This window comes from Arthrobacter sp. DMZ02-1R (assembly GCF_057747935.1).
Map to the genome: position 1 here is coordinate 1,705,709 of NZ_CM173230.1, position 23,797 is coordinate 1,729,505.

Consider the following 23,797-nt stretch of genomic DNA (forward strand, 5'->3'; position numbering starts at 1 on the left):
TTCCTTGACGTACGCCGAAGCGAAACTCGCCGAATACCCGACTCAGGACGAAAACCAGCTGCTGATCGCCTTCGCCGCCGAACTGCTGGCACGGCGCAAGTTCGCGTCCACCGGCCACGCGGGCACGACCTGGGGTGACTGGATCGGCAATCGGGCCGAAACCCGGGAAGAACGCATGGAGCCGTTCGTTGCCCATGCCGCCAACCTGGCCGCAATTGGGATCCTCTCCTGGCCAGACTCCGAGACCGTGGGGATTGTCTGGACAGTTGAAGGCCCCGGGCAGACCCGCGGGTCGAATGCCGCCCCGGCCCTCGATTGGATCCAGCCCTTCGGCTGGAACGCTAAACGTGCCATTGCCTACTTCCGGGCCTGCGCATTGACCGGACAACCGTGCCGTCTCCAATGGTCGTTCTCGGCCAAGAAGGGTTTGAACCTTGCCTGATCCAGTTGCCTCCCCGCCGCGGCTCCTTATCACCGGCTCCCGCACTTGGGTTGACCGTCAGGTCATCAAGAATGCTCTCCGCGACTGGTGGGATTCCACCGACCGCGACCCCGAAGCCATCCTGGTGTCCGGGGCGTGCCCGAAAGGTGCCGACCGGATCTGCGAAGAAGTCTGGGAACACAACGGCTTAACCGTCGAGAGGCACCCGGCCCAGTGGAAGAAGCCGGATGGTTCTAAAGACATGGGCGCTGGATTTACCCGCAACAGGGCCATGGTGGATACCGTCCCGGACCACCTGATCGCTTTCATCATGGACGGCTCGAATGGCGCGACGCACACGCTCAACTACGCCAAACGCAAAGGGATCCCGGTCACCGTCCACGAAGCTACTTCGGCATGAAAAGTGATGTCACGGAGGGGCCACATCTGATCAATCCGTTTGACCTGCTCGAAGCCCACGGCATCACAGCCAGCGTTACGGACCCACAGCATGACTGCCGCTCCGGTGCGAGCTTTGTCATCGACCCGTTCGCTGAGCAGCCGTTCGCAGCGTCCGGCGGCCACATCCGCGAGGTCATGAACGCTGCAGCCAACGCGGCCGCCGCGTTCCTAGCCGTGGCAGACAACAAGGGCACAGAGCTGCCGGATGAAATTCGGAGCTTGCTCGTCCAGGTTGCCGCCGAAAAAGGCGACCGGCCGGGCTGCCGCGGTCAGAGACGCGTGACGTGACCTCGGGGAGAGCGACTCACGGCTCTGCGCATGGGTGGGTCAGAACACTTCCTGAGGAGACCCCTTGCCGCACCTCGCTTCACCCGGCGCCACCCTTGCCGGTCCCGATGACCTAGAGATACCGTCCCCGGCCTACGGGAGGTAGAGCGTCAACTCGCGGGCAGGACCGGTGTAGTTGATCATCACCGCGCGCCTTTTGAGGAAATCCGCCAGCGTGTCGACATACACGCGCGGGAACGCGAAGTCGCCGATGGGTACCGGATGGAGCTCCGCGTCCTTCTTCATGTCCAGGAGCTGGTCCCGGTTGTACGGCTTGCCTTGCCGATCCTTCATCCCGGACCCGGCCCCGGCCGATTGGATACTTTGCAGGAAGTGTTCGATGCGGCCGTCCGGGCGCACCGTGCCGCAATGATCGCGGGCGATCTTCACGATGGTGCCAGGCGGCAGGGTGTACCCGTTCTGGATGTCGGCCAAAAGCTTGGTTTCCATGGTGTGGACAATCCTCCGGGGCCCGACGGGCGGGTCCGAGTCGCGCCAATCAACTGCCTTTTTGTCCTTGGCATGGTCGACGACGAAGACCGGATGGTCCCAGCAGAAGACGGCGGCTTCGGGCTGCTTCCCGATCTGGATCTGGCCATCGGCTTGGGAGGTCCCTTGGACCATGAGTTGCAGGAGAACTTTGGAGTTCTGCCGATCGAGCAGACATGCGTCGTCGTCCCAGCAGCGCGTCTGGTGGTCGTAGGCGTAGAAGGGTCGCGGATTCCCTGTGGCATCGGCAAACAGCAGGCGGCCGCTGGTATCGATACTGAGGGGCTGGACGGAGAACGGCCCCGGACCTGGCGCGGTGTCGGGGGCGTAATGGAGGGCAAGAGACCATCCCGCGCCCGTCAGGGATATGTTGCGGCCGGGCCGGTCACCGGTGGAGGGGTCGTCGGCGGACTTCACCAGCCTGACCACGATATGGCTGGTGAACAGTCTCTCCGTCTCCGGGCAGCTGCTCGGGCGGGGCAGGGAGGCGGGGTCGGGCTCGATGACGATCTTGCAGGGGTGCTCCATGATCTGGATCTCGCCATCGGCTTGGGAGGTCCCTTGGACCATGAACTGCAGGATGACTTTGGAGTTCTGCTGCCGGCGGAGCACGCATTTGTCCGCGTCCCAGCAGCGCGTCTGGTAGTCGTAGGCGTAGAAGGGTTGCGGCTTCCCTGTGGCATCGGCAAACAGCAGGCGGCCGCTGGTATCAATACCGAGGGGCTGGACGGAGAACGGCCCGGGATCCGGTCCGGTGTCGGGGGCGTATTTGAGGGCAAGAGACCATTCCGCGCCCGCCAGGGTTGTGTCGGGGCCGAGCCGGTCACCGGTGGCGGACTCGCCGGTGTCATAGTTCTCCAGCCTGACCACGATGCGGCTGGTGAACGGTCTGTCCGGGGCGCTGGTAGAGCGGGGCAGGGAGCCCGGGTTCGGCTCGATAACAACCCTGCAGGTGTCCAGCCGGATGGCGGCGGGCTGGATCCGGTCCGGCGGGACCTGCGGTAAGTGCTCCCGGCAGGCCTGGTAGTGCTGGGCGGCCATCCAGTCGAAGGCGCCGCTGGTGGATTCCTGCCCGAAGCCGTAGCCGGTGGGCCGGACGTTGAAGGATACCGGGTAGCTGCCCTGCGGGCTCGCACCCAGTTTCTGCATGGCGGGGTCGTCCCGGAGGTGGAACAGGCACCTCAGCGTCACGCCCTGGCGCCGTTTGGCCGCGTCCGCGGGCCGCGCCACGGGGTGGCCGGCGATGTCCAGCCCGCGCGGGTCCTGGGTCAGTTCGAAGTAGTCGTCCAGGCGCAGGGGCTCCCCGCCGGGGATGTCCGCTGCGTGCGGGATCTGCACGATCTCCAGGCCGCCCGGGTAGGGGGCTTCCTGGCCGAAGAGGAACAGTGCCGGCTCCACCCGGATGCGGGTGTTTCCGTCGGTGAGCCCGCGGGACTTGTCTGCCCACAGTTCGAGCCGGGGGCCCGCGCCGATCGCCTGGACCTGCACGGGAGGGCTGGTGGCCGGGACCGGGACCGGGTTAATCTCGCGCGTCTTGGCGTTGCGCACGACGACGTCGAGCACTGCCCAGACGTTGAGCGGGTGGTCCAGGTCGCTCCACTGGGCCGTGATCACGACCTGGGTGCGCGGGGGCAGGGCCGGCTGGATCCGTGCGACCGGGATTGGGTTGAGGAAGTAGGTGCGCCCGTCCGCGAATGAGTACCTCATACTCGGCACGTAGTTCTCAGCGACGACGATCCGCTCCCACTGGCCGGGGCCGGAGCTTGCCCTGAAGGGTTGCGGGGTGACCACGTGGTCGAGCTCCCACAAGTCCGGGGGGCCGACGGTGACGTCGTACTCCGCGAACACCAGGTCGACACCATCACTCCAGATTTGCTGGTACATGCCGCGGGTCCGCACGGAGGGACTCACCCGCACGGTGACATCCACCTGCGGGCCGGTCCGTGGGTCCACCCTTCGAGGTGGCGGAGGAACCGCCACGGGCCGGGCCGGGCGGCCGGGCGGACGGCCCGCCGCGGCGCGCCGGGTGTGACCGCGGTGCCGGAGGTAGCCCAGGGCGCCCAGCGCACCGGCCAGCGCGAGTGCCGAACCGGCGATCAGCGGTGCCAGGTTGCCCGCCTGTCCGCCTGCGGCATCCCGGGCGAAGGAGACGCTCTGCGGTAAGGCACTGATGTTGTTCTGCGTGTCGCGGGCGACCACACTCACCTGGTGGGATCCGACGGCAACGTTGTCCAGCGACAGTTCCCCGCCGGTGACCCCGGACTGGGCCTGCCCGTCGAGCGACCAGTCGTAGACGATCTGGGCGTCCGGGGCCTGGTCGGTGACCGACGCGGTGCAGATGACCTGCCCGGCGTTCTGCAGGGAGTTGGTGTCGCATGCCAGCCCGGCGGTGAGTGCGGGCGGGGTCGGGGTGGTGGATGCGCCGGCGTTCGGGCAGGGCGGGATCGTCTTGAGGATCGCGTCGGTTTGGCCGGCGATCTGGTACATCGTGTCGGTCGGCAGGGTCCGGGTGCTCGAGTCGGGATTCACCACGTACCCGGCGTTGGTGAAGACGGCGTAGCAGCCGCGGCTGAACACCAACGTCGGAACCGCCCCTGTTGAGCCGCCGCCGAACTCCTCTCCGGCCTCGCCGTACGTCGTCTCGGGACGCGGCGGGTCCAAGGGGTTGTCGGAGGACGGCGCGGTCGCGAAGGCTCGGGCCTCGTCGGCGCTGGCGTGGACGCTCACCGCGACGATCCCGAAGGCCAGGTACCCTCCGGCGGGTGCCGGATCAGTGGTGTAGATGCGCTTCTGGCACATGTTGCCGGGCTGGGCAGGTACGGTGGTGGGCTCCCCCGGGAGCACCGGAGGCAGACCCGACGGCATCAGCGTGCATAGATCATTCGGGTCCGGGGCAGCCACCGCCTGCGGTACACCGACCGTGTAAAGCAGGACCAGCGCGGCCATTGCGCCGAGGATGGCAGCCGCGCGCCCCCACAACCGGCAACGACGGGCGAGCCCCACCCCGGATCCTGTCCGGGATGGTCCTTCGGGGCGGACCCGGGGGGCAGTGTGGCCGATATTCATGGAACGACCCGTTCCAGCTGAGAGCAGCGCTGTTCGTACCGGCCCGCCAGAGCGCCGCCCTGTTCCTGACCGCCGCACCATGTGCATCAGTACAAATTCCGTACCCGCGCACAAATCCGCGATATGTGATAGCCGCCACAATTTTATCCCGGCGCCCCGGAACCTGTCAGCGCGATCCGGGCAGATAGTCCGTCTATACCGAGTCCGGACCTTGATTCAGCCGGCTGTTGATTCAGATTGGCTGCGGCTGCGGTCCGATCTCTTGGATCGACTGTGACCTGCGGCAGGAGGGGCTGGATACGTCCCTTGCAAGCCATGGCTCCAGCCGCCGTCACCGAGCTCAGCGCAGCGCCCCGCGCGGATCTGGACGAAAACGACGGCGGTTCCGGATGGCGGTCCCGCTACACCATCGAACCAGAGGAAAGGTTCAACCTTTCCGGCCATCTCATTGGTGTCATCGAGTGAGTCAGCTCCCACAGGGGCATCGCGGAAAGGTATTTGAGCGAGTGCCGACATAAGCGCACGACCGCCGATTTCCGGCTCATGCTCGACTTCGCGCCTTCGGACAAAAGGGAGGAAGTTACTCCTTGCCTGTGGGGTCCGCGTTTGTCCCGCTCTCAACCGGCGAACCTCCCGGCCTCGGCCCCCGACGCTTCAACGCTTGATCAACTGTGACAGAACCAAAGTAGAAAGCCACAACGACGGAGGTAAGAGATGTGAAGCTCTTCAGCAGTTCTTCGGACGTAGTATTCACCCCTGACGCAGGGCCCCAAAACACGGCCCACGATGTCAGGACGAGGTACAAGAGGACCACCGTGGCCGCGATGGCATCGCGCATGGCAACCGCACCCGGCTCCTGCCGATAGGCCCGTTCATAACCCCAGATGCCATAAAACGTGAAAACGACGAGGCAACCGAGTCCGATGATGTACCCGAGGTCCTTGAAGGACCCCAGATCCGTGAAGGTGTTAAGTTCAACGATGGGCGCTGCGATAACTACTAGGATTCCGGGGGCGACAACGATGACCCACATCCAAGGGAATTGCCTTGGACCATAAACCTTTTCCGTCCGAGCGTCCGTAGCCATATGAGCCTCCGCCGGAGTATTTGAAGCCCGGCTGAGCCCCAGTTTCGACCCCCACTTTCAGCCTGTCAACCCCCTGTTGACTCATCGGAGATGCCCAAGGGAATCAGTGGCTTTGCCGCCCTCGTGAAACCGCTCTGGTTCACCTGGCAGGGAGCCGCAGCACACGGTCGAACCCTCCGGGCTGGCGCGCGATTCCTCCGTGGCGACGGTGCTGACGCCTGGCTGAACCGCTCCGTCAGCCTCGCCGTGGACCTGGCCGCTGGCTGGTCCGTGAACCCGCTGACCATCCTCGAAGGTTGTGCCATGTCCGTCGTCGTCCTGTGCCGGGACGCGACTGGCATCTTGTCGGTGCTGAAAATTCCCGGGAACCGTGCCATGGTTCTGGCGGAGTCGTCGGCCCTGGCCATCTGGAACAACGGAGCGTTGCCAGGACTGATCGCGACCGACGCGGAAACCGGTTCGTTCCTGATGGAACATGTGCCTTCGTGCGGAACTGAGCTGGACGCGCAGGACATCACCGCACTACTGGCCCGGCTCCATATTCCCGCGGGACCAGACCTGCAGCCCCTCGAGAACATCCTCCAGGACAGGATTCTTGGCGCCACGACCCGCGCTGCCGGACTCGGCATGGAAAGCGAACGCGCCGACTTGGCCGTGGCGACAGCACTGATCGCCCGGATGCAGAACACCGCGGTTCCCGTCATGGTGCACGGGGACTTCCAAGCCAAGAATGTCTTGCATGGAGTTTGCGGTCCGGTCGCGATCGACCCGTTGCCGGCCTCCGGCGACCCGGTATCCGACTTGGGCCTGTGGATCGGCGGGGGCTCGGCCGGGCCCAGGGCCCGTGCACTGTGGACATTCATGGAATGCGCGGAGGACCCGCTGCGCCTGTTGGCCTGGACCTAGGCGATGACGGTGCTCGAGTATCGGCCAGGAAACCCGGGGTCGGAGGACGGGGCTGAGTTCATTGCTGGACACCGTGACGTTGCACTACCCGCCTAGACCCGACGAGCTCACGCCCGTTCAATCAGGCAGCACTTGGGTCAGTGTTCAGAACGGTCGTTGAGGGAACGTTCCGAGGATGTTGTACGCGATGCTGTTCAAGGTTGTCGGATCCTTGGAGAAAGCGGTGTGTGTGGCGGCGTGGCTCTGCATTCCCAATGCTGCACCAGAGTTTGTGGGTGTCCAGACAAGGTGGTCGAATGTTTTCTTCAGATTGTCATACGCCTCGAAGTTCACCTGGATGCCGAGGAGGTCGGAATCGAGGGGATCCTCCAGGACGTTGCGGATGAACCACAGGAGCGACCCGTCCTTGTAGAGACCAAGTAGCCTGTCGGCCGCCTCGTGGTCCTTGTCCATGCTGAACATCCATTTCTTACCGATGGCGCCATTGTTGACCGCGGTGATGAACTCTTTGTAAACGTCCACACGGATGGCCGGTGCAAGAAATTGGAGGGTCTCGATCTTGAATTCCTTGTTGGTCAGAAGCGGGAGGAAGTGCGCGTGGAAGATGCTCCCGGCGCTGCATCCCACAGCGTGCAGCTCGGTTTTGGACTGAAGGGTGGACTTCTGCCCGACGAGTGCTTCCGCGAAGAGGAACGCGCCGCCGTCGGACCCAGTGTTCGAACGCTCGGCGGCCTTCTTCATCTGGCCCCAATCGATGGGGACGCCGAGAAGGTCCGCGCTGTCGACGAACCAGCCATCCTCTGGTTCCCCTTTGAGAGCCGCCTTGACGTGGTCGAATTTCTTCGTCTCTTCCGCGCCTGTGAAAGCTTTCCAGAAAAGGTCAACCATGGTGGCAAATGGGCCGGTGTCCCAGAGTAAGTAGATGGGGTAGACCCCGTTGTCGATCCATAGGGGGGCGCGGTCCACAACTTCCTGGATGGCGCTGGTGCGCGGGACGTTCCCGCCGTGCGCCCAGAACATCACCGGAACCCTGTGGTCCGGCCCGAGTGCGTCCCGCTGCTGGTCGATGAAATCTGGCAGGGCGTGTTCGAAGATGAGTTCAAACTGATCATTTGGCTTCACACCGTCGGCCCCTGCGGGCAGACCATCATCGAGGAAGATGGCATGCTGGCGAAGCAGTTTCTTGTGGCTTGGGAGCAGGAACATTACCGATCCTTTCCGTAATTTCTATGCCCCGGCTGCACTGCTTTCGCTCTCACGGACACCCTGGTAAAGACTGCGTCGATGTCAGCGATATGGGATCGGTGCAATCGGAGCTGGTGGTTGAGTATAGGAGTGCTTCAAGCTCGATTCCAGAGGGAATTATTGACTGGCGAGCGACCCTACAGACGCCTTCAACGAATCGGCGATCCCGAGCCCTTGCCTTATGGCACATGCGTCAGGACACGAGCGGGAATCGGGCTACCCGCCGGCGGCTGAAGGCGGGGGAGGGATGGTGGTCTCTCCGCACACATGTCGACCATGACTACGCCCTCAACGTCCCAGCCCGCCCGCGTCGCAGTCCGGACAGTTTCCGCGGTCAGGAAGCTCAGCACCGACCAGATCCTGGCCATTATGGAAGCTTCGGACCGCCGGGAGGGTCGGGTCCTTCCGATCCTCTGGGAGACCGTCCGGGCTGCCGATCCGACCCTGGTTCACACACTCGATGAGTTGCACGCCAAAAACGCCGCAGCCGATCTGCCCCGGTTCGAGGAACTTCGTTCCCTCCACAACAAGAACGTTGCTGCCGCTGTCGCCGGCCCGGCCGGGAAACGCCTCGCGGTCTTGGCCGTGGGGGCGCTGGTCCTCGCGCCGGTGTCCTTTTTCGCCGCCGCCATCGGCATGATCGGGGCAGGGTTCATGATTGCGGGAATCGTCGCTTCCCTCGTCCTGGCTGCCTTCGTATACCGATCAGGCCACAGGATCGCCGCGTCAATACCCACCCGAGTCTTCGCCGACCCCCAGCACGCAGCCTCCATCGTGTGGGATACCGCCATCGACGCCGCCGCTTCGATAGCGCTGCGGCACCGGGAAGGGGAGGCCGGGCTGACCCCGGACGTACTCGGAGCACTCTCCTCGACGTGGACTAACGCTGGCCTGTCCCTGGACCTCTTGGTCCCGGTTGTTCGGGCGCCACGGACCAATTCCGTCGCCGCTGCTGCTCCGGCCAAAGCCCGGTCCGGAGCAGCACGACGTAGTCCGCAGGCGACCTCAGGTGCGGGGCACCGGGTTCAGGCTGCCTGACCACGGACCCCGGCTCATGCACGGACCCCGGCTCATGCACGGACCCCGGCTCATGGAATTCTGATCGGCAAGCTTGAATCACCGGTTGTGCCGGTGCCGAGGCGACCGGACCCATTGAAGCCCCACGCCCAGGCCGTGCCATCATTCTTGATCGCGAACGCTGAACTTCCGTCCGCCGTGATGGCCTTGATGCCGGTCAGGTTAACCGATATTGGTCTGAACGCATTTGCACCAGCAGTGCCATTTCCAAGTTGCCCATAGAAATTGCCGCCCCAGGCTACAGCAGTACCGTCGGCCTTTAGCGCGTAAGTGGAGTATCCGGCTGTGGTGACGTGTTGTACCCCTGCAAGTCCGTTGACCGGAGCAGGGGACGGTGAAGACGACCCGGAGCTTCCGATGCCGAGCTGGCCGTTGAAATTTCCACCCCAATCCCACAAGGTTCCATCGGTTTTCACCGCATAGACCGAATACCCGTCAGTTGTGAGTTCCTGAACGCCCGTAACTGCCTTGGCCTGCACCGGCGTCAAGGAGTCCGTGGTGGTGCCGTTGCCGAGTTGGCCGTTGCCATTGCCGCCCCAGGCCCAGACGGTTCCGTCTGCCTTCTGCGCAAGAGTCGTTCCCCGTGAAGTTGCCAGCCCGTTTACTCCTGAAAGGGTAGTGACTTGAGCAGGGGTCGAGATCTTGACGGTGTTTCCAATACCAAGTCGTCCTCTGCTGTTGTCGCCCCAGGCCCAAACTGTCCCGTCGTTTTTCACTGCAAAGGCCGACTGGAGTGAGGCCACAACGTGTTGGATGTTGGTCAAGCCGCTAACTTGTACAGGTGCGAGGGAGTCTGCAGTCCCTCCGTTGCCAAGCTCGCCCCAGGCGTTGCTGCCCCAAGCCCAAACCGTTCCGTCGGTTCGCAGTGCGAGGGTGGTGAACTCATCGCTGACGATGCTCTGGACCTTGGTCAACCCTTGTACTTGCGCAGGTGAGGTCAGGTCGGTCGTGGTTCCATTGCCGAGTTTGCCGGAGGAATTTCTCCCCCATGCCCACACTGTTCCGTCAGTTTTTACCGCGAACGCAGAGAATCCGTCAGTAGTGATGTTTTGGACTCCGGCTAGTCCGGTCACTTTTACTGGGGAGGTTGACGGAGTTGTATTGCCGATGCCGAGTTGGCCGTAGCGATTCGAGCCGAAAGCCCAGACAGTTCCGTCGCTTCTCACCTCGTAGGTGGTGGTTGAATACTCGCCTGTTGCTATGGATGTGTTTATGGCCTGACCCGACGGGACTACGGTCAAGGTGGCCGTGCCTGGTACTAGATCCCTCGCGGCCTTAACTGTGTGCGGGCCAGGCGATGCCGGAGTGCAGATGTTTCGTTTGCAAACGCCATCCGGAGAGATGCCGAATGTGGTTTCGGATGTCACATCGCCGAGGGGCACGTTGAAGGGGTTGATGGCCATGGCTTGGTATGTCTGAGGGGTTCCGGCCGCAATGGTGGCCGACGCTGGTGTGATGCTTAGGTGGTCAACAACCCCGGGTAGCTGGCTGAGTATCGTTTTCGCAATTTTCGATCCTGTCGAGATCACCGTTTTGTTGTTTTGGTAGCTGTTCGTATGGATGTCAAGGGCAGGTCCGTAATTTCCAAACGTGGACCAAGAGGTGTCGCAGACAAGGTCGCCTTTGTTGCAGATGTCATAGGTGCTGGACGGTGTGGGCACGTCGTCCGACTGAACGTTGAGGTTCTTTTCAAAGAAGGTCCGGATGCCTTGGGCCGAGGCGGGCGCAGTACCGAAGCGCATCGCGTTGCTTCTACTGACCTTCGCAGGGTCGGCGATCAACACGGTGCCAACGATGCGACGAAGGTACGCGGGGCCTTCGGAATTGTTTGGATTACTGAGGCGGAGAAGCAATTCATGCATCACCATTGCCCCTTGGGAGAAACCCGCCAGTACAAACCGCATGTTCGGACACTGAGATGCCTCGGTAGTGAGTTCATCCATGGCAGCTGTGATGCCCTCGTCAACACTTGCCAGAAACGTTTCCACGTGGTTTTTGGCGTACATGGCACCAAAGGCTGCAAGGGCGGGTCCCCTGCGTACCCCGTGCTTCGGAATTTGGTTCCATTGCGTCTGTTCAGATGGGGTCAACTTTGTCGGGTGCACTGCCGAATACACTACTAAGAGAGCTTTAGTCTTCAGTGTTCGGCCAAGACTAGGCACGACTGTCTTGCCGAGGTCCGTCCTCATCTGCTGAAAGACGGAATCGACTTCAGGACCCATTCCAGACTGTACGCCACCGCCTATCGCGTCAGGCTCTCCGGATCCACGGGCCCCGATAAAAAGGACATCCTGGCAGTCAGACGGTGCAGCAAGAATTGTTGCTTTGCTAAGGGACTCGGACGGTGACGCAAAAGCAACCTGGGGAGTGAGGGCCGTGGCACATACAAAGGTCGAGACAATCGTTGAAGCTAGAAGTCGTCGCGCCAACGAACCGTTCCTGATTGTCCGAAGCCGTTGCGTAATTGTTCCGAGAATCCCGGGTTCTGAGCCTGAATGAGTGGACTGGTCTTCATGGAAAGCTGGCATAGTTTCACCCTTCTTGCTGAGACCATGCATCGTCGGCAGGACAGGGGTCTTTTGGCTTCCCCAAGCCAAAGACTCCCCAGTCTTATCCGAGCACTGAGCCTGCTGTCAATGGAGTGATATGTAGTTAACGGATGTATGAGGATACGGGTAATAGCCTCCGGTGAGAGTTCGCCACGGCACCGCACACATAGATTTCAAGCCTGGGAAACCGGGTCATCCGAAGGTCGGGGAAAGCGCGCCCCGGAGGACGGACAGGGAGGCTGGTCGGCACCAGTCCACCTGGTCCTAGATTGGAACCCCTTGAGATAGGGGCCCGGATTCGCCTTCCGGCAATGGACAAAGAGCCCGAGACGGCGGCCTCCGGAACTAGCCGACGGATGAGAAGTGCTTGGCCGACGATGTACAGGACATCACCGATGCAAGGCGGGCTGGTTCGAATCCAGGTGGCGGCGTGCTTCAACATAGCGAAAGAGGCAGGGTGAGTAATCTCCCTGCCTCTTCTTTGCCCTGCTGCTGAAAGTCAGGCACTCAAGTGTCGGCCCCTCCGGTGCGAGGCGTGGGCGAGGCCCACCTGCTTTGCCCAGAAGTCCATCTCCGCTTCGACCCCGTCGTACAGGCCTTCCTGTGCGGCGAGGGTGAAGAATCCTTTGCCAGGGTAGTTCTCCCCGCTGAGCTTGACCAGTGAGGTCAGCATGTATTCGTTGCCGTCCTCCCAGTCACGGGCTGCGATCCGGACCAGCAGTGCACTGATGCCTGCGCGGCCATCCTCCGCGTTCAGGTTGAACGCGGGTAGACCGGTCGATTTCGCCAGATCCTTGTTGAACACCCCGTAGTCTGTCAGGGACTGGTCACGGGCCACCTGTTGCAGGATCCGCCGACCCTCCTCGGTTAGCTCGTTCCACTCTGCTTCGCTGCGCTCTGCCATGTTCAACCCCTCGTCGTTGTGCGGCCAGACTAGCAGGGTGGGAGAGCGCATCGACCGTGTCCGTACACATAGGACCGGAACGCCGCCGGCTGTGCGGCCAACCCCCAGCCATCAAATGAAAGAGAACAAGCTCCATGCCTGAAACCCGTGCCGGACTACCGGCCATCTTGACCGACGGTCTGGGCCGTGCCAGCATCCGCTCAGTCCAGGCCCTGGCCGTTGCTGCCCTCGCCTGGGTTGTTATCTGGTCCCTGACCCGCGTGCCACTGGTCATGATTCCGGTCATGATCGCCCTGATCCTCGCTGCCGCAATTTCACCGCTGGTCCGTTGGTTGACCGCTCGCTCCTGGCCGCGCGCCCTGGCGACCGCCACAGCCTTCGTCGGGATCCTGGTCGTATTCGGCGGGATCGTCACCGGGGTTGTCTTCCTCATTCGCGCCCAATCCAAAGACCTCGCCGCCAAGGTAGCCACCGGCATCTACCGCCTCCACGAGTTCCTAAACAACGGACCCATCCCGGTCAGCGACACCCAGATCAACGACACCCGCGGGACCGTCCAGCACTTCTTCACCTCCAGCTCCTTCGACACCCAGGCACTCACCGGGGCACGTACCGCCGGTGAAATCCTCGCCGGCATGGTCCTCATGGCCGTCATCTTGTTTTTCTTCCTCAAGGACGGCGAAAAGATCCGGACCTTCCTCATCGGTTTCCTGCCCGCCGATCACCGCGCCAAGGCGCATCTGGCTGCTGACCGCTCCGCTGCCGTCCTGGGCGGCTATGTCCGGGGAACCGCCCTTGTGGCAGCCTCCAACGGGTTGATCGTCGGTGTCGCCCTCGCCATCCTCGGAGTACCGCTTGCCTTGCCGTTGGGCGTCTTCGTGTTCATCGGCGGTTTCATCCCGATTGTCGGTTCCACGGCCGCCGGTACCGTAGCGGTCGTGATCGCGCTGATCTCCAACAGCCCTGTCACGGCCCTGATCGTTCTCGCGGTGATCGTCGGCGTGAACCAGCTCGAACACCACTTCCTGCAGCCGGTGCTGATGGGCAAGGTTCTGAGCATCCACGGCCTGGCCATCCTGTTGGCCCTGGCCGCCGGCACCATGCTCGCCGGTGTCATCGGGGCTCTCTTGGCCGTACCGGTCATCGCTGTCGGCTGGACCGTTCTCAAGACGCTCACTGACCGGGACCCGGCTCCGGAAGCTACAGCAGAGACGCTGGAACCAGTGAAGGCCTGATAGCCCAAAAGCCGCCTTGCCACCTGACAGGGCGGCATATTCGAGACGATGGTACTCATGGACCGGGACATCAGTGGACCTGGAGATGACACGCCATTACAGCAGCAGGGACCAGGCTCAAGCCGGCCACGCCAGGAGGTGCGCAAAGGTGCGGAAACTGGTTCACTCGGAGCCACGACAGCGGCAATTGATCCGCAGGGGTCGTAAGCGTAAACGGCAAGAGCCTGGACCAAAGGCCGGAAAGCTAGCCAATAAGACCTCGCTGAGATTGCCCGCGGTCTTCTGTCGGTAATCGGACTCTAGCCATTCATCCTGGACGTCCGACAGATCAGTCGATGTCCACGACCAATGGCATGTGGTCGCTGTGCTGCAGCCAGGCATGGGGCTCACCGATGGCAACCTTCGCTGCAATCGTTGAAGAAAGAAACGCGTAGTCGATGTGGTGCCCGAGTTCAGGGTTCCAGTTGTGGAAGAAGGTCTTGACCTGCTCGCTGCCATGAGCTGTCTGATTCTGGCGGTGAAAAATACTGTCCATTCCGATGCCAGACAGCTTGTCGACGAGCATTGAATGGTTCCGGCCCCGGTGTTCTGCATCCCAGATCGTGTTGCTGTTGAAGTCACCGACTAGCATCCCGCGGCCCGCACTGAGGAAGCGAGTGTGCGCGTCAACAATTTCATGCGTAACCCGGACATATCGCAGATCCCGTGTCAGCTGGTGTGCCCACAGGGCGACGACGTTTAACCCGTCGACGCTGAACGGAATATGCCACGGCATGGCGGGATCACCTGGCTCCGTAACTTTGTAGCTGGCGGGGCTCATTCCGATCACCCCGAGACCCTTGTGTGGATTGGAGCCCACCCACGCAGCGAAGTTATAGTCTCCGCTTTCAATATCCTTTTTCGAGACTTCCTGGACGATGGCGACGTCAGGGAGCAAAGCGTCAAGCAGGTGACGCTTCTTGTAGAAAGCCATCGAGCAATTCCAAGAGACGATCCGCATTTAGCACCCTTTGCGTTGTAGACCTCAGAAATCCTATCCGTGTACGGAACTTTCAGACGAAAGGAGCCGACCAGCTGGCGGAGCGCTACAACATAGCGGAAGGCAGCGGGAGAGCGCCCTCCCGCCGATTTCCGTTGGCACAGTCCTAGTGCCGTCTACTTGCTTGCGACGGCTGCTTTCAGTTTTGACCCGGCCGTGAACTTCACGGCGTGGCCTGCGGCGATTTCGATCGCTTCACCCGTCTGCGGGTTGCGGCCGGTGCGGGCAGCACGCTCGGTGCGTTCTACGGCGAGCCAGCCTGGAATGGTGATCTTCTCACCGCTGGACACCGATTCTGCGAACACTTCGAACAGTCCGTCGAGGATCCTGTTCACTTCCGTCTTCGCAGCGCCGGCTTTGCCTGCAACCTGGTCAATCAGCTCGGTGCGGTTTATAGCCATAGGTTGGTCCGTGGGTTCTGTCTTTGTATCTGGGAAACTACCATCGGTCCGCATGGCACGCTCCGTCCGCCACACCGTGACAGGGCCAGGTTATTTTGAACCCGACGGTCCCGCCTGTAACGATTGCTGGGTATTGCCGACCTGCTCCTGCCAAAAGTCGAGCTCGTCGCGCTCGGCCGGATCGATGAAGTGCTCCCTCTCCGCGAGCGTTGAAGAAGCACTGGCCTGGACCGCTCTCTGTCGTGCGTTTCACCAGGCGATGTGAGCATCAGCTCTTCACACATGTTTTGCAGAAACCGCTGACATGCAGGTGTCAACATACGGAAAGCCGGTCGCGTCAAACAGGCAAGCGCCGTTTCACTCGAATATGGTTTCAGGAGACTGTGCTGTCACAACAGGCGGTGCTCGAGGCTCGATCAAATGGGGATTCATGAATATCAAGGCTCTGGTTGTCACTCTGGGATGTGCCATCCTCCTTTCCGCTTGCAGCCCCGGGCTTCAGAAGGACGCTTCATACAAAGATGTCATGGCCCTGCGTGACGCTTACGTCGCCGCAGCAATCGTGAGCGACCCCAAATGCCCAGACAAGCCGACCCAGGACGCTAAGGCAGATCAGGGGTGGCAGGCTACGACCTGTGGCGCCAACACTGTGCTCCTTGTCGCAGACAACAGCGCAACACTCAACAAGATGGTCGCGCAGGACGTGAAGTATAAGACCGCCCGAGATGCCGTCCTGGTCGGTCCTAACTGGGAAGCCCGGGGCCCGGAGTTCGAGATCAAGGACCTTCAAGGAAAGCTTGGCGGCAAGCTCCAATAGCCTTCGAAGTGCCCTACACAAGGCGCCTCTGGCACCCGTCGCCGAATAAGCGTCCGGGCTCAGCTTTTCTGAGGAAGTTCAGATGCCTTCTCAAGAAGCACGCTCGGTTCTACTTCCAGGACTTCAGCAATCCTGAAGAACGTCGGCATCGGTATGGATCGCTTTGCTGTCATGTAGTGGCTCATCGTCGCGCGGGAGACGGGGACGGCGTCGGCCAGGGCATGTTGCAGCATGGAGCGCGACTAGTTCGACCCCCGGGGTCTTTGTCCGAAAGCTCCACGACAGGAACCCAACAAAATCCCTGATGATCTCCTAAGGCAGCTTCTTTGGGGACGTTCGGTGAGGGATCCTTCTCCGGACGGTGTCGGCACCCTTGAAAAGTTTCGGGTATGGACTCCGTTGTGTCCCGTGACAGCGCAGGCCATGCTCCCCGAAGGCACAGGATCTTCCAAGGATTCGCCAAAGGGACATAATGGCGCCGGTCGTCTCTAGGATGTCCCGGAGGGAGACTCGCAGAGCGCGGCGCGGAACCGTAACGGTCCGGCGAATGACGCGCGCCTGAGGCGGAATTTCTGGTTTGACCTGTACAAATGAGGTGGCTTGGTGCGCGTCGCCGGGCCCTCACACCCGTAATACACGTTCTCTTCGAGGGGGAAAATTGAATAGGAAGTCCTTGGTCGCGGTTGCCCTGCTGACGGCAGCCCTGAGCGGCTGCTCCGCATCTACCCAGACCGGCGGCGGCACCGGCGGAAGCAACAGCAGTGCCGCGGCCGCGACGTCCGCCCAGACCGCGCAGGCTGTCAAGCCCCTGTCGGTCGCCGACATCGTCTCCCAGGGCTGGCTTGCCGGAACGGCAAGCCCGCAGTTCCCCGAGGGCACGGCTGGGAAGACCGATGTCGTCGCGTCGGCCCCGATTGTCCCGAGTCAGACGGGGACGTCCGTGGCGGTCGCGGTCAGGAACAACACCTCGGCACCCGTCATTCACGTCGACGTGACGGCTGCGGCAAAGGATGCGACCGGGAAAATCGTGGCCTCCGGGTCCAGCCAGGGCTTGAGCCCTCAGACAATCCCGGCTGGCGGAATCGGCCTCGGCTACGTGTACTTCGCCCCGGGCACCGCGATCACGGCTGATTCGAAGCTGTCCTTCACCGTCGCGTCGCGGCCGGTGAAGGGCACGCCCTACCAACGTGACCTCAAGGTGGACCAGGCCAGTGCCTCCGGGGAGAACATCGTCGGACAGGCCACGAACACCTCGAAGGATACCCTCACGGGCCCCTATACGGTCACCATGACCTGCTTCGACGACAAGGGCGGGCTGCTGAGCAGCAAGCTCGACTTCGCCAAACCGGGCGCTGACCTTGCCGCGGGGCAGAGCGTCACCTTCCAGATCGGGCTGTACGGTCAGCCGTGTCCGTCGTTCCTCGTCGGGGTCTCGGGCTTCGGCCCGCTCTCGTAGGCGCGCCGAGCACTGCGCTGGGAGGGACCCGTGGATGACTGCTTAGATTCCGGCCTTGGACCAATAGTCCAAAGTGCTTTGGACAATTGGATTCCGCTTATGCCGGGGCCACCCCACGGGCGGCTGTTTTCAATTGTCCAAAGCACTTTGGACTATTGCGTACACCCCTGGGCCGGGGTTCCTGTTGGCCGCAGCGGCTAAGGTGGGTGCGTGCCAGAGATCGAACCTAAACTGCCCAGCGGCTATGCCGGAATGCTCGTCTCCCTCAAAGAGCTGGTCACCTCGGCGCAGCTGCGCGCACAGCAAGCCGCGAGCAACGCCATGGTTGAAATGTACTGGGAGATCGGCTCCACGATCCTGCAGCGCCAGGCGGACCAGCCTTGGGGGACCAAGATTCTGCAGCGACTTGCAGCTGATCTGAAATCCGCCTTTCCACACATGCGTGGGTTCTCCCGCTCAAACCTGTTCTACATGAGGGCATTCGCGGCCGCTTGGGACTTATCGAAGCCATCCGTCCGAAACCGTGTTAGCGGGCTGCCCTGGGGCCACATCATCGAACTCCTCAAGCTGAAAGACCCGGCGATCCGTGACTGGTACGCAGAACGGGCCGTTGAGCACAAATGGCGGCTGGAAGTTCTCGAGCACCAGATCACTACCGGGCTACACCGCAGAGTCGGGGCTGCTCCGAACAATCTCGAAGAACGTCTCTACGAGGATGGGGCGGCCCTTGCCCATAGTGTTGCCAAAGATCCGTTGGTTTTCGACTTCCTCGGCCTGACCAAGGAAGTCGAGGAACTGGCCATGGAGGAGGCCATGACCCAGCGGATGTCGCAAACGCTGGCCGAGTTCGGCCGGGGATTTGCCTTCTACGGCCGCCAGTATCACCTCGATGTCCAGGGTGAAGACTTCTACATCGACCTTCTTCTGGTCCATGTCCCGACCAACCGCTTCGTGGTCGTGGAGCTAAAGTCCGGGAAATTCAGGCCAGAGAATCTGGGGCAGTTGACTTTCTACGTCGCAGCAGTCAATGACCTCGTGAAGTTCCCGGGGATGGCCCCCAGCGTGGGGATTCTTGTTTGCGGATCAAAGCACGAGCCGACAGTGCGATACGCGCTGGACGGTTCATCTCAGCCTGTCGCCGTCAGCTCGTACACCTATGACTCGCTACCGCCGGAGGAACGAGCCGCCTTGCCATCCCCGGAGGCGATCACCGCGGCACTCGAACAGGGAACTGTGGAAGGCACGGAAAGTTTGTAATCGCCGGTCGCGTCCGACTCAACCTCCGGTTGACCGCTTGAAACCGTCCCTGCCGTGGAAGCGCCGATGAGTGGACCTGTTCCGCCGGTGCCGCACACATGAGGTGCATGCCCAAGAAGAAGCAAGCACAGCCGATCCGACCCGAGCTCATGGCGCCCCTGACCGAGATCCTCCGCGACCGCGGCCTTGACGTGCGCCACTGGCCCGCAGACGAGGCGGCCGCCTACCGTGACAACGGCGGATTCCAGGAAGGGCGCGACGCTGTGCACTGTGTTCGGATTGCCAAGGCCGCCGAATCCATCGAAGAGGTCTTCCAGTCCGTCTTGACGCAGGCCTTCATTGACGGCGTCTCGGCCGCTCAGGCAATGACCGGCTTCACCGACGAGACCTTCCAGTCCATTCTGGACAAGGAAGGCATCGGAGACCAGGCGATCTGAAACCGGCTGCGGGGGAGAGGCCCCGGATTATCCGGACACATAGGGGCCATGACGTTCACGTTCCTCCGCCGTCCCTGGCCTGTCGTCTTGAAGCCGGGCTTTCTTGCGCTGTTCGCCGCCATGACGCTGGGCGGGGCGATGCTCATCTTCTCTCGCCGCCTCGCCCTCACCGGGCAGTCAGCGATCATCTGGCAGGAAGCGGCACTGAGCGGGGCGCTGGTCGTCACCGGGCTGGTCCTGCATGAGACGGGCCACGCCTTTGCAGCGCAGGCCACCGGCCGCAAGGTGGAACGGCTCGAGTTCGGCTTTGCCGGGGGAGCGGCCACCAGCGGCAACACGACACCGTGGCGACGAGTGATGGCCATCGCCGCGGGGCCCTTTGCCGATCTCGTCTTCGGATCTCTCTTGTGGTCATCCGGCGGCGGCAGATGGGACAACGCCCTGGGAGCCGCGGGCTTCATGGTCCTCATCAACGGAGCAGGGAACATCCTTCCCATCCACCAGGCCCTGGACGGAACCCGGCTCTTGCGCTTCCTGCGGCTCGCGCTGCACGGCAACGATCCACTCCTCTGCGTCCCAATCGGACCATGCCCGGCATGCACCGGCGCAACCCCAGACCCGGTGCCGGAGCAGCTCGGGTCGGCAACGATGATCTAGCCAAGCTCCAGTACGCCGTCACCAAGCGAGTCCTGAAGCGGCCAAGCAGCAGCGACCAACGGCGACAACCTGCCTCCAAGGGCAGTATCACTCCCAGAACTTGCGGAACCCCTTCATTTGCTGAAAGGGTTTTGTCAGAAAGACCCCGTCGGCGTCCCCCACGTCTGCGGGGTTTTTCCTTTGTCCGGTACGTGCTGGGGCCGCACACAGAAATGCATGACCAGAAAACCCAAGCACCAGCCCGCAGGGCAGCCCGACGGCGGTCAATTCGCCCCCGAAACCCGTTCCGAACCCGACATCAGCCTGGACGGCCTCGCCGGTCCGATCACGGCCGCCGACATCATCGGTGCCGGCACATATCCGGTAACCCTGCGCTTCGTCGACTACGACGACAAACTCACCCCGGATCAGATGGAAATGATCCTGGCGGGCCGGTGGAACGACGCGGAGAACGATGTCGAGGAGAACTTCACCGATAATGCGTACGAGGAAGCCGTCCGGGTGGCACGGGAAGAGCTCGAGGCCGCGGTGCAGGCGGGCCGGTTCGACCGAGAATGGGATGAGCTTGAACTCGACGAACAAGACGAAGCCCGCTACGCGGTCGAAGCGCGCGACGATTCGGACCCGGTGAAAGACCTGCTGCGCAACACCCGCGACCAGCTCATGCGGACGTCCCTCGGCAAGCCCGCTGAAAGGCTCTCGGACTCCCGTTGGGCCTTCGGGCACAAGCTGGACGACGGCGGCTCAGAAGCCCGCCAGAAAGCCCTCCGCGACCTTCTGAGCGAGGCCGGCATGGACACTTCCTCCGAGGATGTCCAGGAGGCGCTGGCGGAACTCGTCGACAACGGGCCCTGGGACTGGCACGAAGGGGTGCAGCTGGACGTGATTTTCTATGCTCCGCTCGAAGGGAGGAAGCAGCGGATTTGTGCCGCCCTTCTTCGTTTCACAGTCGCCGAAGCTGCCTTCTGCCGACCTTTTTCGCACCCCGGTCGGTTAGTTTTATGGGCTTGGATCCCAGTGTTGGCGCGGTTTTTGTGGTTTCTGCCGACCTAACCGACCTTTTTGGGGATGTGCGGGCTTATATGGAGAAGAGATATGTATTGGCTATATATACCGGGGTCCCCCTATAGAGAGAGTTAAAAGGTCGGTTAAGTCGGTTTTATATATATAGGGGCCCAGCTTCCCAGTGTTGGCGCGGTTTTTGCTGACCGACCCAGGGGTCGGTTTCCGGTCGGTTTTGGTCGGTCAGGCGCTTCTGGCCTCCGACGGGGTGGTCACACCGATCTGCGCATGGTTACGTGCATGGCGACCAAGACCAAAACCACTCCGGCTAAGACGCAGCGGACCACAGCGGCAAAGACGCCGCGGCCGAAGACCGCCAAGCCGGCATCACCTGGTAAGCCGGCTCGGAAGAAGGTTGCCCCGAAGACCGGCGCGCGCCGGACCACTGCTGCAGCATCGCCATCGACAACACGACCGGTTTCCGGAACACGCCCGGCACGCCCGGCAGCACCCCGCCGGAAAACGTCCCGCGCCCCAAAACCGAAGGCCATGGAAGTGCTCTACTCGGGCAAGGTTTTCCGGTCCCGGCTGGAGGCCCGCTGGGCCGTCTTCCTGGACCTGCTCGGGGTCAACTGGGACTACGAACCGTGCCATTACGAAGTCGGCCCGGATCTGTATTACCTGCCCGACTTCTATCTCCCTGACCACCAGGCCTGGCTCGAGGTCAAGGGAGCGCCGTTCATGGACGCCGACTCCTACGCAAAGGTCCTCGGCGCCATCGCCGGCCCGCAGCGGGTCCCGCTACGGGAGTACCCCTACACAGCTTCGGAGCGGCTCCTGCTCGGCGGCCCGTTCAAGGCACCGAAGCACGGGCATGTCCCGGTCCACACGCTGATCACACCGGCGGGGGAGAAGTCAGCACACCTGAGCTACGCCGTCTTCGCAACCAGCGCCGATGGTGCGGCCCTCATCAAGCCCATCGGCCAGCCCTGGGACACCGCGCCGGCGACCGGAGCCAGGCCCGCCCGCCGGCCCTCACCAGGACGCCTCGCCCAGCTCCTTGAACCCGAACCGCACCTCGGCGAGGTCAAGGATGAACGGATTCCCCGCGCCTACGACGCGGCCTACCGGCTCACCTTCGACGAAGGCACCCGAAAGGTCACCGACAATGCCGCCCGCACGCTCTTGGCCGCCCTTGCACACCGCCGCTCGGGCCGCCCCCTTGGCGCCACCTCAGCGGCGTGATTCTAAGGCGGCGCCCGCCGGGTAGCTTTGGCCCCGTCTCCGCACACATGGGGTCCATGCCTGAAACTGCCCCTGAACCTCTCGACGGAACCGCCCTCGCCGCGGTCCTCACCGGACTAGCCACCACTGCCAAGCGGGACCGCCGCGCGACCGACGCCTACCGCATCATGGAATCCGCGGACAGCGTCGACGGCGTCATCCGACGGCTCTCGAACGCGGCCAAGCACGCCGTCCTGGACGCCTACGACGTGCTGAAAACCAAGTTCGGCATGGAGGACTCCCACGAGCTCTACGACTTCCTGAACCAGGTTCTGGCCAGGACCCACCTATACGAGAAGGCGTTCAACGCCGAAACCCACGTCGGCTGCGTAGACCGCGCAATGGCCAAGGCCACCGAGGAGACTCTCGTCGCGGCTGGCCGCGCAGAAGCCGGACCACGCCAGCAGGGTCGGCGCATCGATGCCGCGGCCCTCGCCCCGGACAGCAACGGCGGCATCATCGGGAACGTCTCAGCCGCCGACGCGCTCGTACTGGCCGACCTGGCTGATGACGCCCTGCGTATCCAGCGGATCTCCGTCGATGTCCGCACCATCACTGATCGCCTCGCCGCTGCCCACTCCGAACTGCCAGCCGACAAGCTCTCATCCATAGTCCGCTTGGTGCTAGCAGAAGCGTCCCTGATCGCCCGGGAACAAGACGGGCTGCCCTCATGAGCTTCCAGACAACCCTCACCCTCTGTCTCTTCAGTGCTGTCACCGTCCCGACGGCGCTGCTGATCATCGCCCTCGTTGTCACCTCCTGGTGGGAGAAGCGCCGCATCCGCCAGGCCGTCCATCTCGCCGATCGTCGGATCGCCATTCTTCCCGCCCGCAAAACCGCGGCTCTGGAACGGGCCTTGCACGACTACCTTCGCACCCCGGCCGGTTCAGCCGTCGCCTCCGACCCGCGCATCATGGCCCGGCTGGAAGTGTTCGCCAGCCTGGCCCGGGCACGCACCTTCGACCGCGAACTGCACCTGCGCCGCAAAGCCGAAGAGGATCTGCTCCTCGCACCACTTTTCGAATCCGCCTGAAAGGACCACCCATGTCATCAGTCACCGCCGGCCGCAAAGCTGCCGCACCCCTGTCCCGCCCCATTGTTGCCACCGGGATTGCCACGACCGTACTGATCGGTGCCGGGGCGTTCATCCTTTCGTTTGCTTCCTTGACCGACCTGGCCTCCCGTTCCGGGATCAACCCGGCACTGGCGTGGATCTGGCCGATCATCGTCGACGGGCTCATCGTGGCCGCGACCGTCGCGATTGTCGCCCTTGCCGGTCACGACCGCCGCACCCTGGCCTACCCGTGGGCTCTGCTGTTCCTGGGCGCCGTCGTTTCCACTGCGGCCAACAGCGTCCACGCGATCATCTCGGTGGACCAGAACCACGGGGGTGTGCCGCCGATCGTCTCGGCCATTGTTGCCGCCATGCCGCCGCTGGTGCTCCTGGCCATTACCCACCTGACCGTCATCCTCGTCCAGAAGGCCGCCCCGGTCCCGGCGCAGAAGAAGAAGGCGCCAAAGCCCTCGGCAGCCTCGAAGGCGCCCGTACCGGCCGCACCCTTGCCCGTGAAGAAGCCCGCGTTTTCCTCCACCTTCTTCGAACCAGTCGACCGGGCCCCCGAGTCCGTACCAGCCGCCCGGGAGCCTGAGCTCGCGCACGTCTAGCTCCCGGCGGTGAC

At 62.8% G+C, this 23,797-nt stretch carries 26 protein-coding genes; 17 read left to right on the forward strand and 9 right to left on the reverse strand.

The window, feature by feature from the left end:
* Nucleotides 1-4: 4 nt before the first annotated feature.
* Genes AC3ANQ_RS08340 through AC3ANQ_RS08350 form a run of 3 tightly spaced genes read left to right on the forward strand, consistent with a single transcriptional unit; the run spans nt 5 to nt 1,171 of the window.
* Entirely contained in the window at nt 5-442 is a 438-nt protein-coding gene (locus AC3ANQ_RS08340) for a hypothetical protein (RefSeq protein WP_488304661.1), read from the forward strand.
* On the forward strand, nt 435-842 hold the full coding sequence (locus tag AC3ANQ_RS08345; RefSeq protein ID WP_488304662.1) for an SLOG family protein: 408 nt from the start codon (nt 435-437) through the stop codon (nt 840-842). Before AC3ANQ_RS08340 ends, AC3ANQ_RS08345 begins: the two co-directional genes overlap by 8 nt.
* A complete protein-coding gene (locus AC3ANQ_RS08350; protein WP_488304663.1) occupies nt 839-1,171 on the forward strand; it encodes a hypothetical protein in 333 nt (110 codons plus the stop codon). Before AC3ANQ_RS08345 ends, AC3ANQ_RS08350 begins: the two co-directional genes overlap by 4 nt.
* A gap of 132 nt (nt 1,172-1,303) precedes the next feature.
* Here AC3ANQ_RS08350 and AC3ANQ_RS08355 read toward each other — a convergent pair whose 3' ends face one another.
* Entirely contained in the window at nt 1,304-4,645 is a 3,342-nt protein-coding gene (locus tag AC3ANQ_RS08355; protein ID WP_488304664.1) for a hypothetical protein, read from the reverse strand.
* A gap of 435 nt (nt 4,646-5,080) precedes the next feature.
* Between AC3ANQ_RS08355 and AC3ANQ_RS08360 the strand changes: the two genes are divergently transcribed.
* Entirely contained in the window at nt 5,081-5,230 is a 150-nt protein-coding gene (locus tag AC3ANQ_RS08360; RefSeq protein WP_488304665.1) for a hypothetical protein, read from the forward strand.
* Nucleotides 5,231-5,345: 115 nt separating this feature from the next.
* Here AC3ANQ_RS08360 and AC3ANQ_RS08365 read toward each other — a convergent pair whose 3' ends face one another.
* Nucleotides 5,346-5,798 carry a hypothetical protein gene (locus AC3ANQ_RS08365; protein ID WP_488304666.1) on the reverse strand — a complete coding sequence of 151 codons (453 nt, stop codon included), beginning with the start codon at nt 5,796-5,798 and terminating at the stop codon, nt 5,346-5,348.
* Between the two features lie 144 nt (nt 5,799-5,942).
* Here AC3ANQ_RS08365 and AC3ANQ_RS08370 point away from each other — a divergent pair, with 144 nt between their 5' ends.
* Nucleotides 5,943-6,758: an aminoglycoside phosphotransferase family protein gene (locus AC3ANQ_RS08370; RefSeq protein ID WP_488304667.1), complete on the forward strand. Its 816-nt coding sequence runs from the start codon at nt 5,943-5,945 to the stop codon at nt 6,756-6,758.
* Nucleotides 6,759-6,902: 144 nt separating this feature from the next.
* Here the strand turns inward: AC3ANQ_RS08370 and AC3ANQ_RS08375 are convergent, their stop codons facing one another.
* The gene (locus AC3ANQ_RS08375) at nt 6,903-7,964 is read right to left on the reverse strand and encodes a hypothetical protein (RefSeq protein WP_488304668.1); all 1,062 of its coding nucleotides are present in this window, start codon (nt 7,962-7,964) and stop codon (nt 6,903-6,905) included.
* A 315-nt stretch (nt 7,965-8,279) separates the two neighbouring features.
* On the opposite strand from AC3ANQ_RS08375, the gene AC3ANQ_RS08380 reads away from it, so the two are divergent.
* Nucleotides 8,280-9,041 (forward strand): hypothetical protein, encoded by a 762-nt coding sequence (locus AC3ANQ_RS08380; protein WP_488304669.1) that lies wholly within the window; start codon nt 8,280-8,282, stop codon nt 9,039-9,041.
* Between the two features lie 50 nt (nt 9,042-9,091).
* Here the strand turns inward: AC3ANQ_RS08380 and AC3ANQ_RS08385 are convergent, their stop codons facing one another.
* Together AC3ANQ_RS08385 and AC3ANQ_RS08390 are read right to left on the reverse strand one after the other, a co-directional pair.
* On the reverse strand, nt 9,092-11,086 hold the full coding sequence (locus tag AC3ANQ_RS08385; RefSeq protein ID WP_488304670.1) for an RCC1 domain-containing protein: 1,995 nt from the start codon (nt 11,084-11,086) through the stop codon (nt 9,092-9,094).
* A 1,042-nt stretch (nt 11,087-12,128) separates the two neighbouring features.
* Nucleotides 12,129-12,533, reverse strand: a complete 405-nt coding sequence (locus AC3ANQ_RS08390; protein ID WP_488304671.1) for a hypothetical protein — start codon at nt 12,531-12,533, stop codon at nt 12,129-12,131.
* Nucleotides 12,534-12,667: 134 nt separating this feature from the next.
* Between AC3ANQ_RS08390 and AC3ANQ_RS08395 the strand changes: the two genes are divergently transcribed.
* On the forward strand, nt 12,668-13,768 hold the full coding sequence (locus AC3ANQ_RS08395) for an AI-2E family transporter (protein WP_488304672.1): 1,101 nt from the start codon (nt 12,668-12,670) through the stop codon (nt 13,766-13,768).
* A 328-nt stretch (nt 13,769-14,096) separates the two neighbouring features.
* On the opposite strand, the gene AC3ANQ_RS08400 is transcribed toward AC3ANQ_RS08395, so the two are convergent.
* A complete protein-coding gene (locus AC3ANQ_RS08400) occupies nt 14,097-14,768 on the reverse strand; it encodes an endonuclease/exonuclease/phosphatase family protein (protein ID WP_488304673.1) in 672 nt (223 codons plus the stop codon).
* 155 nt (nt 14,769-14,923) lie between these two features.
* Nucleotides 14,924-15,208, reverse strand: a complete 285-nt coding sequence (locus tag AC3ANQ_RS08405; protein ID WP_488304674.1) for an HU family DNA-binding protein — start codon at nt 15,206-15,208, stop codon at nt 14,924-14,926.
* A 430-nt stretch (nt 15,209-15,638) separates the two neighbouring features.
* Between AC3ANQ_RS08405 and AC3ANQ_RS08410 the strand changes: the two genes are divergently transcribed.
* Nucleotides 15,639-16,025 (forward strand): hypothetical protein, encoded by a 387-nt coding sequence (locus tag AC3ANQ_RS08410; protein ID WP_488304675.1) that lies wholly within the window; start codon nt 15,639-15,641, stop codon nt 16,023-16,025.
* Nucleotides 16,026-16,084: 59 nt separating this feature from the next.
* Here the strand turns inward: AC3ANQ_RS08410 and AC3ANQ_RS08415 are convergent, their stop codons facing one another.
* Nucleotides 16,085-16,258 (reverse strand): helix-turn-helix domain-containing protein, encoded by a 174-nt coding sequence (locus AC3ANQ_RS08415; RefSeq protein ID WP_488304676.1) that lies wholly within the window; start codon nt 16,256-16,258, stop codon nt 16,085-16,087.
* Between the two features lie 425 nt (nt 16,259-16,683).
* On the opposite strand from AC3ANQ_RS08415, the gene AC3ANQ_RS08420 reads away from it, so the two are divergent.
* From AC3ANQ_RS08420 to AC3ANQ_RS08440, 5 genes are all read left to right on the forward strand, one after another.
* On the forward strand, nt 16,684-17,481 hold the full coding sequence (locus tag AC3ANQ_RS08420; RefSeq protein ID WP_488304677.1) for a hypothetical protein: 798 nt from the start codon (nt 16,684-16,686) through the stop codon (nt 17,479-17,481).
* Between the two features lie 210 nt (nt 17,482-17,691).
* On the forward strand, nt 17,692-18,738 hold the full coding sequence (locus tag AC3ANQ_RS08425; RefSeq protein WP_488304678.1) for a PDDEXK nuclease domain-containing protein: 1,047 nt from the start codon (nt 17,692-17,694) through the stop codon (nt 18,736-18,738).
* A gap of 107 nt (nt 18,739-18,845) precedes the next feature.
* On the forward strand, nt 18,846-19,175 hold the full coding sequence (locus tag AC3ANQ_RS08430) for a hypothetical protein (RefSeq protein ID WP_488304679.1): 330 nt from the start codon (nt 18,846-18,848) through the stop codon (nt 19,173-19,175).
* Nucleotides 19,176-19,223: 48 nt separating this feature from the next.
* On the forward strand, nt 19,224-19,832 hold the full coding sequence (locus AC3ANQ_RS08435; RefSeq protein ID WP_488304680.1) for a M50 family metallopeptidase: 609 nt from the start codon (nt 19,224-19,226) through the stop codon (nt 19,830-19,832).
* A 216-nt stretch (nt 19,833-20,048) separates the two neighbouring features.
* On the forward strand, nt 20,049-20,885 hold the full coding sequence (locus tag AC3ANQ_RS08440; RefSeq protein ID WP_488304681.1) for a hypothetical protein: 837 nt from the start codon (nt 20,049-20,051) through the stop codon (nt 20,883-20,885).
* A gap of 221 nt (nt 20,886-21,106) precedes the next feature.
* Here AC3ANQ_RS08440 and AC3ANQ_RS08445 read toward each other — a convergent pair whose 3' ends face one another.
* A complete protein-coding gene (locus tag AC3ANQ_RS08445; RefSeq protein WP_488304682.1) occupies nt 21,107-21,385 on the reverse strand; it encodes a hypothetical protein in 279 nt (92 codons plus the stop codon).
* Here AC3ANQ_RS08445 and AC3ANQ_RS08450 point away from each other — a divergent pair.
* The 4 genes from AC3ANQ_RS08450 to AC3ANQ_RS08465 are packed head-to-tail and all read left to right on the forward strand — an operon-like array spanning nt 21,384 to nt 23,783.
* On the forward strand, nt 21,384-22,079 hold the full coding sequence (locus tag AC3ANQ_RS08450; RefSeq protein WP_488304683.1) for a PDDEXK family nuclease: 696 nt from the start codon (nt 21,384-21,386) through the stop codon (nt 22,077-22,079). The two genes, AC3ANQ_RS08445 and AC3ANQ_RS08450, sit on opposite strands and share 2 nt — an antisense overlap.
* 56 nt (nt 22,080-22,135) lie before the next feature.
* Nucleotides 22,136-22,792: a hypothetical protein gene (locus tag AC3ANQ_RS08455; protein ID WP_488304684.1), complete on the forward strand. Its 657-nt coding sequence runs from the start codon at nt 22,136-22,138 to the stop codon at nt 22,790-22,792.
* Complete coding sequence (locus AC3ANQ_RS08460; RefSeq protein ID WP_488304685.1) at nt 22,789-23,151, forward strand: hypothetical protein; 363 nt, start codon at nt 22,789-22,791, stop codon at nt 23,149-23,151. Before AC3ANQ_RS08455 ends, AC3ANQ_RS08460 begins: the two co-directional genes overlap by 4 nt.
* An 11-nt stretch (nt 23,152-23,162) precedes the next feature.
* Nucleotides 23,163-23,783, forward strand: coding sequence for a DUF2637 domain-containing protein (locus tag AC3ANQ_RS08465; RefSeq protein WP_488304686.1), 621 nt, complete (start codon nt 23,163-23,165; stop codon nt 23,781-23,783).
* Nucleotides 23,784-23,797 lie beyond the last annotated feature (14 nt).

Bases quoted from the DNA above. Each gene is read 5' to 3' on its own strand.
- AC3ANQ_RS08350 (WP_488304663.1), top strand. From the start codon at position 839: ATGAAAAGTGATGTCACGGAGGGGCCACATCTGATCAATCCGTTTGAC.
- AC3ANQ_RS08355 (WP_488304664.1), bottom strand. From the start codon at position 4,645: ATGGCCGCGCTGGTCCTGCTTTACACGGTCGGTGTACCGCAGGCGGTG.
- AC3ANQ_RS08360 (WP_488304665.1), top strand. From the start codon at position 5,081: ATGGCTCCAGCCGCCGTCACCGAGCTCAGCGCAGCGCCCCGCGCGGAT.
- AC3ANQ_RS08365 (WP_488304666.1), bottom strand. From the start codon at position 5,798: ATGTGGGTCATCGTTGTCGCCCCCGGAATCCTAGTAGTTATCGCAGCG.
- AC3ANQ_RS08370 (WP_488304667.1), top strand. From the start codon at position 5,943: ATGCCCAAGGGAATCAGTGGCTTTGCCGCCCTCGTGAAACCGCTCTGG.
- AC3ANQ_RS08375 (WP_488304668.1), bottom strand. From the start codon at position 7,964: ATGTTCCTGCTCCCAAGCCACAAGAAACTGCTTCGCCAGCATGCCATC.
- AC3ANQ_RS08380 (WP_488304669.1), top strand. From the start codon at position 8,280: ATGACTACGCCCTCAACGTCCCAGCCCGCCCGCGTCGCAGTCCGGACA.
- AC3ANQ_RS08385 (WP_488304670.1), bottom strand. From the start codon at position 11,086: ATGTACGCCAAAAACCACGTGGAAACGTTTCTGGCAAGTGTTGACGAG.
- AC3ANQ_RS08390 (WP_488304671.1), bottom strand. From the start codon at position 12,533: ATGGCAGAGCGCAGCGAAGCAGAGTGGAACGAGCTAACCGAGGAGGGT.
- AC3ANQ_RS08395 (WP_488304672.1), top strand. From the start codon at position 12,668: ATGCCTGAAACCCGTGCCGGACTACCGGCCATCTTGACCGACGGTCTG.
- AC3ANQ_RS08400 (WP_488304673.1), bottom strand. From the start codon at position 14,768: ATGCGGATCGTCTCTTGGAATTGCTCGATGGCTTTCTACAAGAAGCGT.
- AC3ANQ_RS08405 (WP_488304674.1), bottom strand. From the start codon at position 15,208: ATGGCTATAAACCGCACCGAGCTGATTGACCAGGTTGCAGGCAAAGCC.
- AC3ANQ_RS08410 (WP_488304675.1), top strand. From the start codon at position 15,639: ATGAATATCAAGGCTCTGGTTGTCACTCTGGGATGTGCCATCCTCCTT.
- AC3ANQ_RS08415 (WP_488304676.1), bottom strand. From the start codon at position 16,258: ATGCTGCAACATGCCCTGGCCGACGCCGTCCCCGTCTCCCGCGCGACG.
- AC3ANQ_RS08430 (WP_488304679.1), top strand. From the start codon at position 18,846: ATGCCCAAGAAGAAGCAAGCACAGCCGATCCGACCCGAGCTCATGGCG.
- AC3ANQ_RS08435 (WP_488304680.1), top strand. From the start codon at position 19,224: ATGACGTTCACGTTCCTCCGCCGTCCCTGGCCTGTCGTCTTGAAGCCG.
- AC3ANQ_RS08440 (WP_488304681.1), top strand. From the start codon at position 20,049: ATGACCAGAAAACCCAAGCACCAGCCCGCAGGGCAGCCCGACGGCGGT.
- AC3ANQ_RS08450 (WP_488304683.1), top strand. From the start codon at position 21,384: ATGGAAGTGCTCTACTCGGGCAAGGTTTTCCGGTCCCGGCTGGAGGCC.
- AC3ANQ_RS08445 (WP_488304682.1), bottom strand. From the start codon at position 21,385: ATGGCCTTCGGTTTTGGGGCGCGGGACGTTTTCCGGCGGGGTGCTGCC.
- AC3ANQ_RS08455 (WP_488304684.1), top strand. From the start codon at position 22,136: ATGCCTGAAACTGCCCCTGAACCTCTCGACGGAACCGCCCTCGCCGCG.
- AC3ANQ_RS08460 (WP_488304685.1), top strand. From the start codon at position 22,789: ATGAGCTTCCAGACAACCCTCACCCTCTGTCTCTTCAGTGCTGTCACC.
- AC3ANQ_RS08465 (WP_488304686.1), top strand. From the start codon at position 23,163: ATGTCATCAGTCACCGCCGGCCGCAAAGCTGCCGCACCCCTGTCCCGC.